The organism is Sporocytophaga myxococcoides (assembly GCF_000775915.1).
Lineage (GTDB): Bacteria > Bacteroidota > Bacteroidia > Cytophagales > Cytophagaceae > Sporocytophaga > Sporocytophaga myxococcoides_A.
In genome coordinates, this window is record NZ_BBLT01000005.1 from 183,189 (window position 1) to 202,046 (window position 18,858).

The 18,858-nt window shown below is 36.0% G+C and carries 14 protein-coding genes; 9 read left to right on the forward strand and 5 right to left on the reverse strand.

The window, feature by feature from the left end:
- Positions 1–33: 33 nt before the first annotated feature.
- The gene (locus MYP_RS13400) at positions 34–414 is read right to left on the reverse strand and encodes a globin domain-containing protein (protein ID WP_045464289.1); all 381 of its coding nucleotides are present in this window, start codon (positions 412–414) and stop codon (positions 34–36) included.
- A 543-nt stretch (positions 415–957) separates the two neighbouring features.
- Here MYP_RS13400 and MYP_RS13405 point away from each other — a divergent pair.
- Positions 958–1,293 carry a hypothetical protein gene (locus MYP_RS13405; RefSeq protein ID WP_045464291.1) on the forward strand — a complete coding sequence of 112 codons (336 nt, stop codon included), beginning with the start codon at positions 958–960 and terminating at the stop codon, positions 1,291–1,293.
- Between the two features lie 163 nt (positions 1,294–1,456).
- On the opposite strand, the gene MYP_RS13410 is transcribed toward MYP_RS13405, so the two are convergent.
- Both MYP_RS13410 and MYP_RS25110 read right to left on the reverse strand, forming a co-directional pair.
- Positions 1,457–1,855: a YchJ family protein gene (locus MYP_RS13410; protein WP_045464293.1), complete on the reverse strand. Its 399-nt coding sequence runs from the start codon at positions 1,853–1,855 to the stop codon at positions 1,457–1,459.
- 187 nt (positions 1,856–2,042) lie between these two features.
- Positions 2,043–3,449, reverse strand: coding sequence for a T9SS type A sorting domain-containing protein (locus MYP_RS25110; protein ID WP_052430196.1), 1,407 nt, complete (start codon positions 3,447–3,449; stop codon positions 2,043–2,045).
- 874 nt (positions 3,450–4,323) lie between these two features.
- Here MYP_RS25110 and MYP_RS13420 point away from each other — a divergent pair.
- The 4 genes from MYP_RS13420 to MYP_RS13435 are packed head-to-tail and all read left to right on the forward strand — an operon-like array spanning position 4,324 to position 9,997.
- Complete coding sequence (locus tag MYP_RS13420; RefSeq protein ID WP_045464295.1) at positions 4,324–5,001, forward strand: TetR/AcrR family transcriptional regulator; 678 nt, start codon at positions 4,324–4,326, stop codon at positions 4,999–5,001.
- Between the two features lie 4 nt (positions 5,002–5,005).
- The gene (locus MYP_RS13425; RefSeq protein WP_231570043.1) at positions 5,006–7,213 is read left to right on the forward strand and encodes a peptidase domain-containing ABC transporter; all 2,208 of its coding nucleotides are present in this window, start codon (positions 5,006–5,008) and stop codon (positions 7,211–7,213) included.
- Positions 7,213–8,580, forward strand: a complete 1,368-nt coding sequence (locus tag MYP_RS13430; RefSeq protein ID WP_045464297.1) for an HlyD family secretion protein — start codon at positions 7,213–7,215, stop codon at positions 8,578–8,580. The genes MYP_RS13425 and MYP_RS13430 overlap by 1 nt, the downstream gene beginning before the upstream one ends.
- 13 nt (positions 8,581–8,593) lie before the next feature.
- A complete protein-coding gene (locus tag MYP_RS13435) occupies positions 8,594–9,997 on the forward strand; it encodes a TolC family protein (protein WP_045464299.1) in 1,404 nt (467 codons plus the stop codon).
- Positions 9,998–10,207: 210 nt separating this feature from the next.
- Here MYP_RS13435 and MYP_RS13440 read toward each other — a convergent pair whose 3' ends face one another.
- Positions 10,208–10,831 carry a hypothetical protein gene (locus MYP_RS13440; protein WP_156140582.1) on the reverse strand — a complete coding sequence of 208 codons (624 nt, stop codon included), beginning with the start codon at positions 10,829–10,831 and terminating at the stop codon, positions 10,208–10,210.
- A gap of 357 nt (positions 10,832–11,188) precedes the next feature.
- Between MYP_RS13440 and MYP_RS13445 the strand changes: the two genes are divergently transcribed.
- The 4 genes from MYP_RS13445 to MYP_RS13470 all read left to right on the forward strand — a co-directional run bounded on the left by MYP_RS13445 (position 11,189) and on the right by MYP_RS13470 (position 17,480).
- Entirely contained in the window at positions 11,189–12,883 is a 1,695-nt protein-coding gene (locus MYP_RS13445) for a T9SS type A sorting domain-containing protein (RefSeq protein ID WP_045464303.1), read from the forward strand.
- A gap of 69 nt (positions 12,884–12,952) precedes the next feature.
- Complete coding sequence (locus tag MYP_RS13450) at positions 12,953–14,566, forward strand: hypothetical protein (RefSeq protein ID WP_045464305.1); 1,614 nt, start codon at positions 12,953–12,955, stop codon at positions 14,564–14,566.
- A gap of 416 nt (positions 14,567–14,982) precedes the next feature.
- Positions 14,983–15,783, forward strand: coding sequence for an endonuclease/exonuclease/phosphatase family protein (locus MYP_RS13455; protein ID WP_045464683.1), 801 nt, complete (start codon positions 14,983–14,985; stop codon positions 15,781–15,783).
- 1,103 nt (positions 15,784–16,886) lie between these two features.
- Complete coding sequence (locus tag MYP_RS13470; protein WP_045464310.1) at positions 16,887–17,480, forward strand: hypothetical protein; 594 nt, start codon at positions 16,887–16,889, stop codon at positions 17,478–17,480.
- A 163-nt stretch (positions 17,481–17,643) separates the two neighbouring features.
- Here the strand turns inward: MYP_RS13470 and MYP_RS13475 are convergent, their stop codons facing one another.
- A complete protein-coding gene (locus MYP_RS13475; protein ID WP_156140584.1) occupies positions 17,644–18,693 on the reverse strand; it encodes a hypothetical protein in 1,050 nt (349 codons plus the stop codon).
- Positions 18,694–18,858 lie beyond the last annotated feature (165 nt).

Here is an 18,858-nt window from a genome sequence, read left to right on the forward strand (position 1 = left end):
GTAAGGATATTTTAAAGATTGATTGACAAGATATTATTCCTCCCTATTTACCATGTGGAAGGCCATCTTAGGAAAACTGGAGAATAATTCTTTTTTTAATTGCTCGTCTATTGGAAGCTGGTACACTGCTTTATTCATGCACTGAAGCCAGGCAATAGCTTTGTTTTCTGTAATCTCGTGAGGCATATGCCTTGCTCTCATTTTAGGATGACCATAGAGTTCAGAATATGCAGCCGGCCCACCCAGGAACTGGGTAAGAAAGAGTAGTTGCTTGTTTTTGATTACCTCTTTTGGTGTTTTGCTGAAAAGTGGTGCAAGTCGTTCATCGGTAAATACCAGATCATAGAAATAGTCTACCAAAAGCTTCAGATTTTCAGCACCCAGTCTATCATATAAATTAGGAAGCTCTTCCATGTACTATAGTTATTGAGTTCTCAAAGGTACAACATTTTGAGAAGTTTCACCAGGCATTCTAGGACAGAGGGAGATGAGTTTTATAGAAAGATTGAATGAATAGGTTTTGAGTTTATTGGCTTGATAGAGTGATGGTTAATAAACTTACTATCATTTATATCCTGATGGGATAGAGTACAAACGCTTGGCGCATATAATCTTAGCCAGAGAACTATTGCTTTTTTTTTATTTAAAAAAATGGTACAATTGTTAAATCCTTAGAGGAGGTAAATTCTATTAAGGAGTAAGGTAAAGCTCTGGTGAACCATTGGACTAGGATTATTGGAGTAGGCTTTATTTTCTGATCATATTGAGCTTGCGAAACATCAGAGTGTTCAAAATGTATGAGTTTAAGCTACCTGACTTTTTTGCATTCTTAGATGTGTTAAAGAAGTTGGTTCCTCTTGATTCTATTTTAGAATACTGAAGCAATCGCTATTCCCGGAAATCCTCATTAAGAAAACGAGGACTATTGTAGCAAAACTGAATAAAAGCAAAAATAATATGATTAATACAGAGAAAACATTAACGGAAGTAATAGATGTACTAAGAAGCAGAGGTTATATTGAAGATTTCAATTTGTTTGAAGTTGGTCTTTCCTATAAAAAAGGTGATGAAAAAGTAAATCTGAATGACATTGTGATCGATAAGACTTATCGATTTACCGGACAGAACGACCTGGAAGATGAAGCTGTCTTATATGCCATGAGAAACACTAAAGATGGAGTGAAAGGTATATTTGTAAATGGCTATGGGACATATAGCGATAAGGAAGCCGATGAGATCATTAGTCAGATCGTCAACCGTGAGGAGGATGATAATGATGATTGGATGAATTGATAAATCGCAGTTCTCTTTGAAGAAGTACGTCTTTTGCTGAATGCTAATTCAGGTTGATTTAAAGAAGTTGCTTGCTCTTAATTCTATAATAGAATAGCGATTCAATTGCTATTCTTGGAAATCCTGGTTAAGGAAACGAGGACTATTGGTTAAAAAGCAGTTATTATTCTTTCACTTCGCCTTCAAGAAAAAACCATATACCCTTTTCCTTAACAAAATAAGAATGTTCATGATGAACAACCGATAGGTTCTCTTCATTAGAATAATATGCTTTAAAAGTAACTGTACCTTTGTCATCGGCTGAAGAGCCCTTCTCTGTTGTGATAACTTCCAGCTTTATCCATTTGCTTGATGTAGCCCATTTTTTTATGCTTGCTGCTGAATAATATTTTCTTTTAGAGGGATGTGTCGTCTTGAGTATATACCTTACATCTGCTTCAACATAGGCCGAATACCTGGACCGCATTAATTGCTCTGCAGTTTCCGGTGATTTGTCTCCCAGAAGGAAAGGTTCGCAACAAGATTCAAAAGATAAGCCGGAGCAGCAGTAACAAGGTGTCATGATTTTATAAATTTTACTTTTAAATAATTGGATGACTATAATATTACTCTTTATACTATCGGAAATTAGCTATACATATCGGAATTCTTTTAAATCCTCGTTAAGAAAACGAGGACTATTGATACCTGTAAAAGTGATCCCTATTCGGATATAGGGATCATTTTTACTTTTCTTATAATTAAAAGGTTTAATTTTTTATTAGTTTCAGATGTGTTGTTTTTTGAGAGGAAGTAAGTTGTATATAGTAAAGTCCGTTGTTGAGTGAAGAAATATCAATGCGCTGAGATATGTTATCTGTTTTTAAAACCTCGGTTCCTTTTGAATCAAACAAAGCCAGCGATATGTTATCAGACATTTGTGTAAGCTTTATATCAATGAAGTTCGTAGCAGGGTTAGGATAGATTTGTAAATCTGGAAATTCTGAATCTGCAATATTGTCCACAACATTTACCTTCAAGGTAAAGTCTTTTTCTGCTTCACAGTTTTTATCTTTAACTTTTAACCTGAATTGTGATTCAAAAGGTCCCTCTGGTGTACCTGAAAGGATACCGTCTTCAGAAAGTTGGAGACCTGAAGGTAAACTTCCTGAAACAACAGTCCAATTTGGATTGTCACAGATACCATTAGCTTTCAAAGTATAGGAGTAGGGTTGGCTTATATTCGCATTCGGAAGACTTGCTGATTCAACTGATGCATTGCAGGAAGGTGCCAGATAAATAGTAAAGTCAATATCAGTGGCGATAGCTCTGACTCCCGACAGTCCGGCAGGAACTTCGATTATTCTGGGCAATCCCCATGCAACGACCTTACCATCCTCAGTTAAAGCTACTATATGAAGAGTATTTGCTATAATTTCCTTCACGCCGGATAATCCTTTTGGAGTGCCAAAACAGTTTGACCAACTAACGACTGTTCCGTCCTGGTTTACTGCTAACATGCACTGATCTCCAGCAGCAACAGCTTTTATGTTTTTAAGTCCGGGAGGAGTCATGGTTTGGCCATTACTATTATCACCCCATACTTCTACTGTACCGTCTTTTAAAAGAGCAATTCCATTTAGGGTACCTAAAGAAATTGCCTTTACTCCGGATAAGTTTTCCGGGAAATCCAGCTGACCAGAGTATGGTCCTTTTTCCGAATGCCCCCATCCAACGACAGTTCCGTCTTCTTTTAAAGCCAGATTGGCAGAGCCCCTTGAAGATATTGCTTTTACTCCTTGCAATCCTTCAGGAATAGTGGATTGACCTGCACGGTTGTCTCCCCATGCTACCAGGGTTCCATCTTCTTTTAAAGCTACACAGTGCCTTTCACCTGCAGCTACAGCTATAACACCTGTTAGCCCTTCGGGGATATCCGATTGCCCATATGAGTTGTTTCCCCAACCTATGACAGTGCCGTCTTCTCTGACAGCTACTATATGAGAGCCGCCGGCAGCAATTGCTTTGAAATTAGATGTTTCAGGAGCATCATTGAGTATAATGGATCGATCTCCAAAATGTCCTAAGTTTAAAGGAATGTCACAATCTTGTCCGAAAACCTGGATGGATATCAGGCACAGTAATGAAGTTTTTAAAATGTCACGAAAAATGTTCATGGATTCTTAAATGTCTTTAGTAATAGGATATGCAAATAGGATTATGAATATAATTGAAAAACCTGAATATAGCTATCATTAATACTATAGCTTAGAACGTCGTTACAGCTATTGAGTTGACTGTCACAAGCATTTATGCTGATGGAAGAATTAAATACCTGATTTTGTGATTCTAAAACTGAAGATCATTTTATTTCTCTTGGGGCCTCACAGGTTAAAACCTTTCAGAATGAGTTAAACTTAAAAGATGCTATTTTTTTAAAGTTAGCTTTTGGAGATTAGTGTGTCTGAACTGGGATTTATGGAATTGCAAGATAGACAGGATTATCTCGGATGTTTATTCAGCAATGACTGGAAGACCGCATTGTATGCTATACAACTCAAGGAGCCTTGGTGAGTAGATATCATGCAAAGAAGATATATAGCTGGAATAAGAAAGTTTATACAATTAGCGAAAGACTACTGATTGTTCGAAAACAAATAAGTCCTGGTTGAAATCTCAATAATTCACGCGGGTAATTTGGTCAAGTAGAATTAAAATTGCTCCTTTTTATGAAAGAGTACCGATGAAATCGTTGTAGTAGTTTTGATATCTAAAATAATAGTAAAGCTATTATTGTGGGTTTTTTTTGTATTTTATTTACAAAAGTGACAGGAAATACCTGAAACCCAGTAAAAGGGAAACCTTTCTTTAAAAAGGATTTATTTTGCCTTTCAATTGAATATTCTCATCTCTGTCCAATTTTCGTACTTTGAATGGACAGTAAGTTAAAAATTATACTGGTTTTTTAAATAATACTTTTATTGATGATAGTATTACTATTTTTTTTAAAATTTTTAATTATACTTGCGTCAGTAATTTGGGGAATATAATATGAGCACCAGGATAAGAATCAAATTAAATGAAAAACTTTATTTAAGGGATCCCGAGGAAACAGAGCTCGGGAGATATATTATAAATAAAAGTATCAATATGATAGACCAGTTGGGCTTTGAGCAATTTACTTTCAAAAAATTGGCTATAGAGATTGAATCTACTGAAGCTTCGGTATACCGGTATTTCGAAAACAAACATAAGCTGTTGGCATATATTATTTCATGGTATTGGGTGTGGCTCGATTACAAGATTGCTTTTAAGACCAATAATATCAAAAGTCCTAAAGAACGATTGAAAATAATCATAAAAGTTCTTTCAGAGGCTCAGTTAGATGATCCGACAACAGATTTTGACGAAGCAGCTTTACATCGGATAGTTGTTTCTGAATCATCCAAAGCTTATCTGACAAAAGAAGTTGATTCTGCTAATAAGGATGGATTATACAGAGAGTATAAAAAATTATGCAAAAAAATAGCTGAGATAGTACTGGAGATTAATCCTACTTATAAGTTTGCTCATTCTTTGACCAGCACAGTGATGGAGGCATCACATTATCATGTTTTTTTTGCGCATCATTTGCCTTCCCTTACAGATATTAAAATTAAAGGAAACGACTACAGGGAATTGGAAGAGTACCTTGAGCATTTGGTTTTTTCAGCTATTGAAAGTCAATAATTATATGAATATTTCGGTAATCAGTGAAACGCATCAGCTTTTTTTGAAAATGAATGAAATTTCATTCAATATCAAAGAGGTGGAAAAACAACTTGGTACCCTATATTCCGAAGGTGAGATTGATCATAATAGTTATCTTGATTACCTATTCGAAACAGGTTCTTTTGTTAATCTTGCATATTTCCGCAACTGGATGAGCGAGGAAGAGGTAAGTCATTTGATAAAAACTTCAGATGTTCCTTTTCTTGTATTTAAAAAAGACGAAAAAAATAAGATTGTTCCTGCTATTCTTTACCGAAGCAACAATAGGTGCTTTATACATAACATTACTGAAAGTGGGCAACGGGAGTATGAGTTTAAGTCAGAATACCTTTCAGATTTCCTGAAAGGCCAGCAGCTTTTTAATCTGAAGGAAAATGATAACAAGATATTTGTTCTCACCTGTTTCCCTAACCAACCAATATATTCAAATGATGACAACTTCAAGCCAGGCAGCTATTATGAAAAGATTAAAACCTTTCAAAGATTACTTTTAATTTTAAAATCTGAGAAAAGGGAGATATTCTATATCTACATTTATGCCATTATTGCCGGAATAATTGGATTGTCATTGCCTCTGGGAGTGCAGAGCATTATCGGTTTTGTAAGCAGTGGACAGGTTTCAACATCAGTAATTGTATTGATATCTTTTATAATTATTGGTATAATGATCACTGGAGGTTTGCAGGTAATGCAGCTTTCATTGGTAGAGTATATACAGCAAAGGTTGTTTACAAAAACGGCATTCGAATTTGCATACAGGATTCCAAAAATCAAAATTGAATCCGTATTGAAGTATTACCCGCCTGAACTGATGAATCGTTTTTTTGACATCATTACTCTTCAGAAAGGCCTTGCCAAATTACTCCTGGAGTTTTCTGCTGCCCTTCTGCAGGTTTTATTAGGTTTGATGTTATTATCACTTTATCATTCAACTTTTATTTTCTTTGGTATTTTTCTTGTTACTATTCTGTTTTTAATAATAAGATTAACAGGCCCCAAAGGACTTAAAACAAGCCTCAAAGAGTCTAAATACAAATACATGGTTGCCAATTGGCTCGAAGAAGTTGCTAAGTCTTTAAGCACCTTTAAACAGGCAGGTTATTCCAACTTACCTTTGGAAAAAACAGACTACATTGTCAGTAATTATTTGCACGCCAGAAATAGTCATTTTAATGTTCTTATTACCCAGTACCTAAGTTTTGTTGCTTTTAAAACCCTCATTACTGGTGGCTTGTTAATTCTGGGATGTATTTTGTTAGTTGAGAAACAAATAAATATAGGTCAGTTCGTTGCATCAGAAATTATTATCATTTTAATAATGAATGCGGTAGAAAAAATAATTATGCAATTAGATACCGCATATGATGTACTTACAAGTATTGAAAAAATTGGCCATGTAATTGATCTTCCTATAGAAATTCCTAAAGGTATTAATTTAGAGCTTCCTGCTAATGCACCCGGATTGTCAATTGGTATTAAAAAATTAAAATATAAGTATCCTGCCGAACCCGAATATATATTAAAAAATATTGATCTTGAAATTAAACCTTCCGAACGCATTTGCATCTCCGGTTACAGCAGTTCAGGTAAAACTACTTTTATTAATATCATTTTAGGTTTTTTGACTTCTTATGAAGGGATAGTTACTTTAAATAATATCTCCTTGCGTAATATTAATAAAAACAGTCTTTTAAGTTTAACAGGAAACAATGCCTCTCAGGAAGATCTGTTTGATGGTACAATCCTCGAAAATATAACACTGGGCAAAAATAATATCAGACTTGAAGATGTTCAATGGGCAACTGATTGTGTTGACTTAACGGAGTTTATCCAAAGTCAGTCAGAAGGCTTTCATACCAGACTGATTAATGGAAGGCTGGGAATATCTGAAAGTGTTGCCAGAAAAATAATCATTGCGAGAAGTATTGTTTTCAAACCAAAACTTCTAATCCTGGAAGATGTATTGCTTGGGCTTGAAAAAGAAACTAAGCTGAAAATGCTTAATGTACTTTTGAGTAATCAATACAATTGGACTGTAATCATAATTTCTAATGATGAAAATATCATGAAAATGTGTGATCGTACAATTATCCTTAAAGGGGGGACAATCGTGAGTGAAGGAAGTTACGAAGAAATTAAGCAGAATATTCATTTTAAGGATCTCATATAATGTCATTATCTGATCATTTTATAGAAGAGCATAAGCATGAGTTTAAAAAACTCTATTCTATAGAACTTGCTAAAACACCCAATCTGGCTCATAAACTGGCCTGGTGGAGTGGAGGTATCTTTCTTCTTGTAATAATCGCTACGTTTTTGCCGTGGACACAGAATATTCATTCCTATGGAAAACTTACTTCATTAAATCCCGGAGATCGTCCACAAACCATTAATTCTACTATTGCAGGTCGTATCGAAAAATGGTACGTAGTTGAAGGACAAAGAGTGACCAAAGGTGATACCATCATCCGTTTATCTGAAATTAAAGAAAAATACTTCGATCCAAACCAACTGGAGCGAATGAATGAGCAGATAAAATCGAAACAGGAAGCATTAAATGCAACCAGAGAAAAGACTCTGTCTCTGAACAAACAGATAGAAGCTTTAAAGTCTGGTCTTGAATACAGTCTCAACAAGGCCAGAAACAAGTTAAATCAGACTCGACTCAAAGTTCAGAGTGATAGTATGGACCTGGTTGCAATTCGAATTGAAAATCAGATTGCAAAAGATCAACTGGAAAGACAACTGAAACTTTACGAGCAGGGCTTGAAATCACTTACAGAATATGAACAACGAAAACTTAAATTTCAGGAGTCTTCTGCTAAACTATTGTCTACAGAAAATAAGTTTAATGCCAGTAAAAATGAACTTGCCAATGCTTTGATAGAATTAAGTTCTCTGAAGGCTGAATACCTTGATAAAATTTCTAAAGCTGAATCTGAGCTCAATTCTACCAGGTCATATAATTTCAGCGCCGAAGCAGACATCTCTAAGATGAATAATGAGTATGATAACCTTAAAATCAGAGCAAGTTATTATTACATCACTGCTCCTCAGGATGGATTTATTGTGAAAGCATTAAAAGAAGGAATTGGTGAAACAATTAAAGAAGGGGAACCTGTCACAACCATTATGCCGCTCAATCATAATCTTGCTGTGGAATTATATGTAAAGCCTATGGATATTCCTTTATTAGAAATAGGAAGTAAAGTCAGATTGCAATTTGACGGTTGGCCGGCACTTGTATTTTCAGGTTGGCCAGATGTGGGCTTTGGTACTTTCGGTGGAAAGGTGGCTGTGATAGATAATATTGATAGTGAAGGGAAATACAGGATACTTGTAGTGCAGGATGAAACCGACAATGACTGGCCAAGTCAATTGAGAATTGGCACTGGTGCTTATGGTTGGGCGATGTTGAAAGATGTACCAATATATTATGAAATCTGGAGGCAGTTGAATGGTTTCCCACCTGATTATACTGGTGAGTTACCGAAAAAAAATAAATCCAAAATGAAAGAAATAGAAAAAGAAGAATAGTTACAAACTGGTAATGAAGAAGGTAGTTGTTTTTGTTTTGCTCCATATTGCAGTTTCTTTGAAGGCGCAAGATAACCTCAGAGTACTGTCGCTACAGGACTTTTTTGAAATAGTCATAAATAATCATCCCCTGGCTAAACAAGCAAAACTATTAGATGACAGGGCAAAACAAGAACTAAGAATTGCAAAAGGCTTACTCGATCCAACATTAAACTCTAAATTTTACAATAAGCAATTTCAGTCTAGTGATTACTATACCCTTTTTGATGGATTTTTGCGAATACCAACCTGGTATGGCATAGATTTCAAAGCCGGTTATGAACGCAATAATGGACCCTATTTAAACCCTGAGAATAGAACTCCTGATGCTGGGCTTAGTTATTTGGGTGTTTCTGTGCCTCTCGGACAGGGACTTTTAATAGATGAACGCCGTTCACAAATTAGACAAGCCCACCAACTCTCCACTATTGCTGAGGCTGAAAGGATAAAAATTATAAATAAACTTCTGCTGCAGACTGCCAAAGACTATTGGGACTGGATGTATAATTTCAAAAAGCTGAAATTATATGAAGAGGGTTTGCAACTCGCATCTTTGCGCTATAACGCAGTAACTGAAAGAGTAAGATTAGGAGACCTGTCTGCTATTGATACTGTGGAAGCTCTTATACAGGTGCAAAACTTCCAGATCCTTTATGCTCAATCTAAACTGGAGTTTTCCAACTCTTCTTTGATTCTCTCTAATCATTTATGGGGTGGCGACAATGTTCCACTTGAAGTTACTGATAAGTTAATACCTTCTGAAGCTGGTTCTGAAATTACACCTCTTCCTCAAGATTCGGTCAATAATTTAATAACTGCTGCACTTACAAATCATCCTGAGATAAGAAAATTGAATTCTAAGCTAATACAACTATCTGTTGAAAAACGCTTTATCGCTGATAAATTCAAGCCTAAGTTGAATCTTGAATATAATTTCCTCCAGAGTAGTTTTTTAAGGGAGGATGTTTTTTATGCTTCTGACTTTACAAATAATTATAAAATCGGAGCAAGCTTTAGTTATCCTTTATTTCTCCGCAATGAAAGAGGTAAACTACAATCAACAAGATTAAAAATTAAAGAAACTGATTACGAACTTCAGCAAACAAACCGTGAAATAGAAAATAGTATCAAGCAGTCTGCCAATGATTGGATTGCTTTGTCGCGACAGATAGAATTGCAGGAAAGTCTGGTAAGAAATGCAGATGCTTTGAAAACAGGAGAGATTATAAGATTTGAAAATGGTGAGAGTTCTATTTTTTTGGTTAATTCACGTGAGAGTTCTCTTATTTCAAACAAAGTTAAACTGTATGATTTAATAGCTAAATATGCCAAATCTAAAACTACTTTATTATGGGCAGCAGGAAATGTAACTTTTTAGTCGTCCCTGGCTTACCTTTCTGTTTCTCCTGCCCGATCTTTCAATATCTGTCCCTCGGTCTGTAGCACTAGTATCTGCCATCAGTTGCATAGTTATCCTTCTCAGGCTCATGATGACAAAAGAAAATGTGTCTTTTGCTTAAATGTTGTTAGATTAAGTATATGCTTTTGAGGATTGCTCTTGGTTCTTTGTGTGAATAAAATGGAATTTCTATTCTCCATAATCCTCAAAACTTAAATATGTAACAATTTGTTCTTTGTCTTTCAGATCAATTAGTTTGCATGAATTCCAATCCATTAAAAGAAGATTCCATTTGCGACCTAATACATTCAGCGTATCAGTTACTTTGTCTTTACCTGTGGGAATTGTTCCGGCAATCCAGATGGACGATACTATGTCCGATTCAAATTGGAAGAAAAGTCCATTCCAGTTTTCTCCGTAACCCAATGTATTTTTACTAACCATTTCTCCCGGACTGATTCCTGTTGTCACTAATGTCTTCCTGGGTAGTGATAGATTTAATAAGACTTCTTCCAATTCAGTAACAGGTATCCCTCTGTCTTTTAGTTTTAATTCATTTTCTTCTCTGACCATAATATCAGAATAGCCGATTCCATCAAAATTTTTCTCTGCAAATTCCTCGATATTTTCAGCCTGCTTTATTAAAGCATTAAAGTTTTCAAATGGTACAATTTCAACTTGTCTGTAGTCATCCTCGTGATAAAAGATAGAACCGTAATTCGCAGGAGAATATTTGGTTGAATCTTTTTTTCTGAATGCTAACCATACAAGCATTATTAGGATAAGTATAAAGGGGATTACTGCAAGTTGCATATGGTTAATACTAATCGTTATTTGAAAGGTTCTCGATTCTATCGATCTTGTTTGTCATGAGTTTAAAGATACTGAATTTTCAATTGGATTATTAATCAAATCCCCAGCTTGTGCGAGTATAGCGATCCAATCGCTATACTCGAAAATCCTCGTTAATGAAACGAGGACTATTGGAAAATATAAAATTATTTATGCTCTGTGCTTTAATTTTTGTAATTTTTAAGATTATTTGAATAAAAACAGGTTTATTAAAATTTGCTTCTTAGGTCTAAGCAATTCTCTTTGATGCGTGACGTCTTATTGAAGAGTTAGCCTGATATTTTAAAAATTAAATTTTACAATCATATATTAAATCTAATGCGAATAGTTTCATTTTTAGTTACCATATTCATATCAAATACACTACAAGCTCAAATAAATAACTGGTCTAAAGGTGCTATAAAAACTGAAGAAAGTTTCGTTAATTCCATAAATGTTGATGCAAATAAGGAAGTATACTTTGGTGGAAGCTTCAAAGACACAGTGCAGAGTGATGATTTTTATTTTGAGACGCTTCCTGGAAAATATAAAATTCTTTGCGGCAAATATAAGAATGACGGTACATTGCTCTGGGTTTCAGCAGACGGAGAATGCGATTTTATAAGTGTGTATTCGACTGATTACGATCAGTCGGGTAATTTATATGTAGGAGGTATGTGTGGAGGAGATATTACGTTTAATGGTATAACTTATCCTCAAATGGATGCTGGTTTCTTTGTCAAATATGATAATCAGGGCAATCCTCAATGGATAAGATTTATTAAAGGTGACTCTGAATATAACTATAATATTCTCACTTCTTTAAAAGTTGATTCTGAAAACAACATTTATACTTATGGACTTTATTCGGGAATCATTGACTTTGGAGATACTACTGTTGCTTGTTTACAAGGGATAGGGGCAAGTGCCTTGCTAGCAAAATTTGATCCTTCCGGACTTTTTTTATGGGCGAGATCTTACCTTCCTACCGGAGGTGATCTTTTAGTAACTAAAGCTGAAGCAATAGAAATTGATGGTGACGATAATGTTTATGTTTCAGGAGGTTTACTTGGAACATTGACAATAGATTCAACAACCATTACTTCTTTTGAAAAGGAAGATATTTTTATCAATAAAGTAGATAAAAACGGAAACTCAAAATGGCTTATAAAGGAAGGGGTTGATGGCATAGATGAATATGGAAAATTGAGTGCCATCCATGATGATGCATTGTATTATATTATGGTATTTCAAGGAGACTCTACTGTCGTTAATGGGCAAATTCACAGAGGCGTTAATAGTGTGTATAGTTTGGTTACAGGACATGTTTTGATAAAATACGATACCTCCGGTGTTGTTCAATGGTCAAAACTGGTTGCTACTCCGATCCAAAATTTAGGTCATATCCAAACATTTAAAATTGACCTGGACAAGAGAGGAAATATCATTGCTGGTGGTTGTTATAGCGGAGGTGTTGATTTTATTGACACGACTATTTCAAATAATGGAAATTTTGATCCATACATTCTTAGACTAGATCCTTCTGGAAATTTAATTGATGCGTGGAGTGAAGGCTATAAAACGACAGAGTATGTAACGGATATGGAGGTTGATGACTGCGGTAATTATTACCTTGGCGGAATGTTTATAGATTCAACAGGACTAGGTGGAATTCCACTTAAGACAAAATCTGAGAAGGCGGCTCATTTTATTTCAAGGATATCAACGAATAAAGATTGTGATCTTATCCTGGGAATGGGTAAACAAAGTTCGGACATGTCTGATATCATGATATTTCCCAATCCTGCTTATAACAATGAGAGTGCTCAAATATCAATTGGAGAAGCGATGTCTGGCGCAATTAACATCAGACTAAAAGATGTGATGGGCAATAAAGTGCATGAACAAACTGCTTTTTTCAATAATGATTTGTCACTGAAGGTTGCCACAGATAATCTTGTATCAGGAACTTATTTTGTGGAAATATCAGATGAGAAAAGAAGCCAGGTGAAGAAGCTGGTGGTTGTTAAGTAAGACAATACTAATATTTGCAGTACTATTGATTTGTAGGTTTGGTTTGAATTTTAATAAATCATAATTGTTATGAGTTTTTTTTCGATTTTTGGAGGTAATGATGATATCAAGGATGATTCGTTGCCATGGTATAATCTGCCTTCTATTTTTGAATATATAAAAGGTAATCTGGATAGTGATGGAAATCTATCAAAGGAAGGAAATAAACTCCCGGATGAAGAGAAAAGGTACGAGAATGAAAAGGTGCGATGGATTGCAGGTGGTTTGGATGGAACACTAAGTTATCACGCTCAAAGTGGTAACTCTGCCAAGGACACCAAAAAGGTTGTAGAATTAGTAAAGGCAATTTCTCAAAAGAATAGTCTGTCTAAAAAAGTAGAACTGTATAATCTTCTGCTGAAAGACAATTTGATGGAATTTATTGATCCATCTTTAGAGAAAATAGCTGCATTAAATCTTTCTATCAAACCATACTTAACTGAGTATGCGCGATGGCTCGCATTTAAGGGCGCGGACAGAGGTCCTGTTAAATTCGGAATAGCATTACTTGGATTTATCGGGGATAAAAGTGCCATTGACAAACTAATTACTATTGGGAAGCATGAAGAGTTCACACTGTTCTCGGTAGTTGCTTTAACCAACATATATGAAGACCCTGAGATGGAATTGTGGGAGTTAGCAAGACATGTTGAAGGCTGGGGGAAAATACACATTGTCCAAAGATTGGGGAAAACGCAAAACTCCAAAATCAAGAAATGGTTGATCCGGGAGGGTTATAAAAACAGTATTATGTATGAATACCTTGCCTATACTTGTGCTGTCGGTGGAGACTTAAGAGAGGAGTTGCGGGCCGAGGTGGTAGATGATGAACTCTTGAACGCTGCAGGTGAAATCATAGAAGCCCTTATTAATGGAGGCCCGGCAGAAGATTTGGATTTATATGAAGACGGTGCAGAGGTTGTCATGCTGTATGTACAACATATGGAGAAAAAAACTAATCAGACATTGGCTGATTTTTTGGTGCTCCAATCAATAAAGAGATATATGGAAGATGAAAATGCAGATTGGAAGGAAAGAGAAACGTTAGGTTGGATAGAAGATCTGAAAGTAAATTTGCTTATTGATATTCACAAAATGATCAATGATATCAAGTGGGAGCAAATGATCAAGACGAAATTGGATACAAGAGATCCTCGGGAAATGTGGCAGGTAGATCAGGTTGCGGAGTTCTTAGGAATTGATATGTGGGATATACATTGGAACCGATTAACTGAAAGCCCAACCCAATCAGAGCATTGGTATAAGATCATGCAAAGTGCCAATAATGATAACATAGATAAGATTATTACATTAGCTTTAGAGCAATTGCCTCTTGATGAAATTGCGACCGGGCCTGCTGATGAGCTTGGATTAGGAAGAGAGTTTGAACTACACAGCTGTCTTGATTACCTGCTTCAGAGACTGGGAGCATTCCCCAATAAGGGTTTTCCCCTGATTAAAGCAGCATTGAGAAGTCCGGTAACAAGAAACAGGAACTTTGCCATTAAAGCTTTGTCTTCATGGGGAGCGAGCAATTGGCCAGAAGGAACTGAAGCGTTATTGGAGTCAGCAGAGAAGGTGGAACCTAATGAAAGTACTAAGACAGATTTAAGAAATCTTTTAAATGGAAAAGATATTGATTGAAAATGCGATCTATGGCTTGAAGGTTTAACACGTTTTTCAGATTCTGTCTGGTACGTCACAGGCTGGAGAGTAGGGCCATTTGAACTGAGATACCACAAATATGCCCTTAATATCTCATGCTATATTTTATTTCGAAGTTTGAAACTTGTTCTATTTGATTTTTATATTTGTTACAATCTTTTCCTCGGTCTGTGGCGCACAGACCGAAACCTTTCCAAAGGTACCTAGCTTGAATGACTTTCAAGTTTAAAATTATGTTTAACCATTATTCAAGATTCCGTCCGGTGTGCCACCGGCCAGGGAGAGGAACGGAGATACCCCAAATAAGCCCTAATATCTAGGACTTGATTTTATTGCGAAGTTGACAACTTATTCTATTTGATTTTTATATTTGTTACAATCAACCATTTTTAGCTATGACACAAATTACTATCGCAACCTTTAATTGCGAGAATCTTTTCAGACGATTTAAATTTGAAAAAGGCATTAATTCTGCAACAACCAAAACAGAGGGCTTTATTATTGATCCAAAGAAATTTGATATTATCATTGATGCTGAAAGGGCTGCAACTGCTGCAGCTATAAAGGAAACCAAGGCTGATATCATCGCTCTTCAGGAGGTTGAAAATATGGATGCTTTGAAGCAATTTAATAATCAGTTTCTAAGTAAGTCTGGTTATAAGTATAAAGCTATTATTGATGGAAATGATCCCAGATTTATTGATGTCGCGATTTTAAGCAAGGTACCTTTTGATGCAATCAGGACGCATCAGTTTCTAAGAACTGCCAATAACAAGAGTTATATTTTTTCCCGGGACTGTCTTGAAGTTGAATTCAATATTGAAGGCAAACCTTTGACACTTTTTGTAAATCATCTTAAATCAATGATGGATGGACGGGAGGTTACGTCCGAAAGAAGAAAAATTCAGGCGGAAGCAGTAGTTGATATTTTAAAGAAAAAATATGGAAGCAACCCTGGAAATCATAACTGGATTGTCCTTGGTGATATGAACGACTATAGGCCGTCTTCAGCTCTTGATATCTTCTTTGATAATAAATGGATCGTTGATGTCTTAGAAAGACTTCCGGAAGATGAACGATGGACACATTTCTATGATAAGAAAAAAGAATACCGACAGATTGACTACATTTTATTGTCCAAAAAACTTGCCACTGGTAATAAAGAATCAATTCCCCGAATCATCAGAAAAGGTTGATTGTAAATCTTCATTCAAGTTTCCGTCCGGTGCGCCACCAGCCGGGGAGTAGAATTAAATCGACCTGTGGTCTGGAAGTCCATGGAATTGAGATATTCAAGATCCTGTTAAGTCTAAAATCTTGATTCAGGCAACCTCCCAATCCTGAAGGGATTGAATATTTGTAGATAGCTCAGCATTGCCTTGGTGCCGACACCATAGTCAACTTAACATTGTTCTGTAAACCATAATAAGCGGTTTGGTCATCCTGAGCCCTGCGAAGGATCTGTTAGCCACAAAATAATTTGCCATTTAAATCACAATAATTCCAGATAGCTTAAATTTTATACACTTTGAAAGTTCAGATGTTTCGCAGGCTCAACATGACAAAGTAAAGATTCACATTGTTTAATAGAATTAGAAGGTTTATGTATTCCTGAACTTTTAAAAAGTGTCAGGTCGGAAAGATCTGACACAACTTTGAGATTTATAGCGATGCAATCGCTATTTTCGGAAATCCTCGTTAATCTTTTTTTTACTAACTAAATGAGAAGTAAATCAAACGAGGACTATTGGTCATCTCCACAACTTCTTTATAGCCCCTCCTGAAACTTCTGTGGAATCACTCAAGACCTTTGTGCTTACAATTATAAATAGAAAGCTTCAAAACAATTCTTCCGTGGGGCCCCACGGAAGTCCCGTGGGCTCATACGGGCCTTTAGATATTCCCACGAAAGCGCTGTGGGGTTCCACGGAACCTCTGTGGGATACTCCCGAGGTTCCGTGGGAGCTTCCGCACCTTCTGTGGGGGCATTCGGAGGCTAAAAACCTCCCACGGGAGTTCTGTACGGCCCCACGGAACGTCCGTGGGGACTTCCGAAATTTCCGTGGGGCACCACGGGGAAGTCGTGGGGTAGCTTTTTGAAATAATACTTGCTTGGAATGTTTCAAGGTGTTAATATTGAATCGATTATATATTTTTCATTTTCAAACTTTTACCAACTATCACAACCAACAACAGTGGATATCTGCCAAGGGCGGATAAAGACAAAGCTATTTGGCTTAAAAATTTCTCGGTTAAACTTTCTAACCATGCAGGAATTGTAGGATTATCTCCGGATGAGGTGATCTCTGTTTCTAATGATGCCAGTGCATATCTGTATACCATAGAACTGGTGGAAAATGTTAAAAAGGATTCGGCACAGAAAGTGGCTTTTAAAAACATTCTGGCAGAAGGTGAGGAATCGGTACCGCTTACTTATCCATCTCTCACGCTCAATGTCACCCAGCCAACGGTAGCTTTAAAAGCGGGGATCTTTAAGAGAATTCCGAAATTGGTGCAAAGGATCAAAAATCACCCCAACTACAATGATTCCATTGGTAAGGATTTAGGTATTATCGGGGCTGAGTCGACTTTTGACAGGAATACGCTTAAACCTCAGATTAGCGGCGCTCTGGATGCACATCGTCCGCTTATCAAGTGGAAAAAGGGTGTTGCTGACTCCATTGACATCTATGTGGATCGCAACGATGGCAAAGGTTTTGTGTTCCTCGCCAATGATTCTACTCCGGACTATATAGACACGTTTCCGCTTCCTTCCGGGGAAAAGGATACAGCTATCTGGTCTTACAAAGGAATCTTCAGGCTGCACGACGAGCAGGTAGGCGAGTTCTCCAACATTGTTAACATCACTGTTACAAGACAAGTAGCGGTGTAAAAAGAATTGCTGTTTGTTATCAATTTAACCCTTCAGGTCTTTATGATTTGGAGGGTTATTTTTTAGTGAGGGAGGATGATTTCTTTTGTCACTGGAGTTTTCAAGAGGTATCCTCGAATTGAAAATGAAGACTATTGCGAGATTAAAAAGGTACTTTACAGTATCAATCTCTTAACTTATCAATAATAAATTGATAATAATCAGATTTAAATAAACCTTTAAATATGCTTTTGTATGTATTGTTGGCCTTCAAAAATTTTAATAAGTAATCTTTAAATTCATCATAGTGAATGATGACATCTATCCCATACATGGCGTTCGATATATCTGTAGCATCAAAGATGTAATCTGAAATCCTATTCTCTTTACTGTAGCACGTTCCAACCCAAATGTATTTAGGATAACTTTTTATTAAATAAGATATTTTTAATGAATTATCCAACTCACTATTTTTTATCTCTGTTTTAAAATCTTCACTGTACATTACTCTTAAGTCCCACACAAAACCTGGTGCGAGAATATTTTCAAAAGCTGTTGTATATATAGTCGCAATGGTTCTGATGATAGGCTCAATATCATCGTAAGATATTCTTATTTTCGAAAATACGGGTATGATTATGCTTTCAACATAAGTAGGTGGTTTTATTCCACTTTCGTGAAATTTGGTCCATGAGGTATCCAAATCAAATATTCCTGAAAACTCAGCTCTTGCAAAAGGTCCCCATTGATCATCATGGTAATAAACCTTTTCAATAAGTTTATAAACAGATGATGTTTTTTCATCTTTATTTAAATTTGATAATGCCTTTTTCTTAAATCCGGAAACTGTTACTGCATGTAAACCATATCTCACATTATCTAACCGATTCTTCGGTTCTTTATCGTCTTTAAAGCCTGATGGAACTTGAATTACTAAAATGATCGGAGTTCCTATTGAAGAGTAGGCATTTAAAATCTTTTGCAAATACTGATTGTCTATTTTTTCACTTCCTTTTATTGGCAATCTTATTTCAACCTCCAGACCACAGTTTTCGATAGCTTTGCACATTTGACTTATTTCAAGTCCTTCTTTGTTTGGAAGCAGCCTCCCTTTATTAGGAACAGTTTCACCTGCATCTTTAGTGATTTCACCGGGTGTCTTTAAAACTATAGTATAGTCTTCAGAGGCCTTATGTAACATGCTCCATATTGCAGTTGTTGCGCATGCACTCAATGCAGTGTCTTGTTCCTGAAATGCTAATGAATCAATCGTTAACTTTATACCGAAAAGATGAATCGGGTATAATCGTGTTCCCCAAAAGTTCCGCTCTCCGGTTGTTTTACCTTTAGGATAGTTTTTAAATATTGTTGTTCCTATTACAGTTACGGATATCGGCTT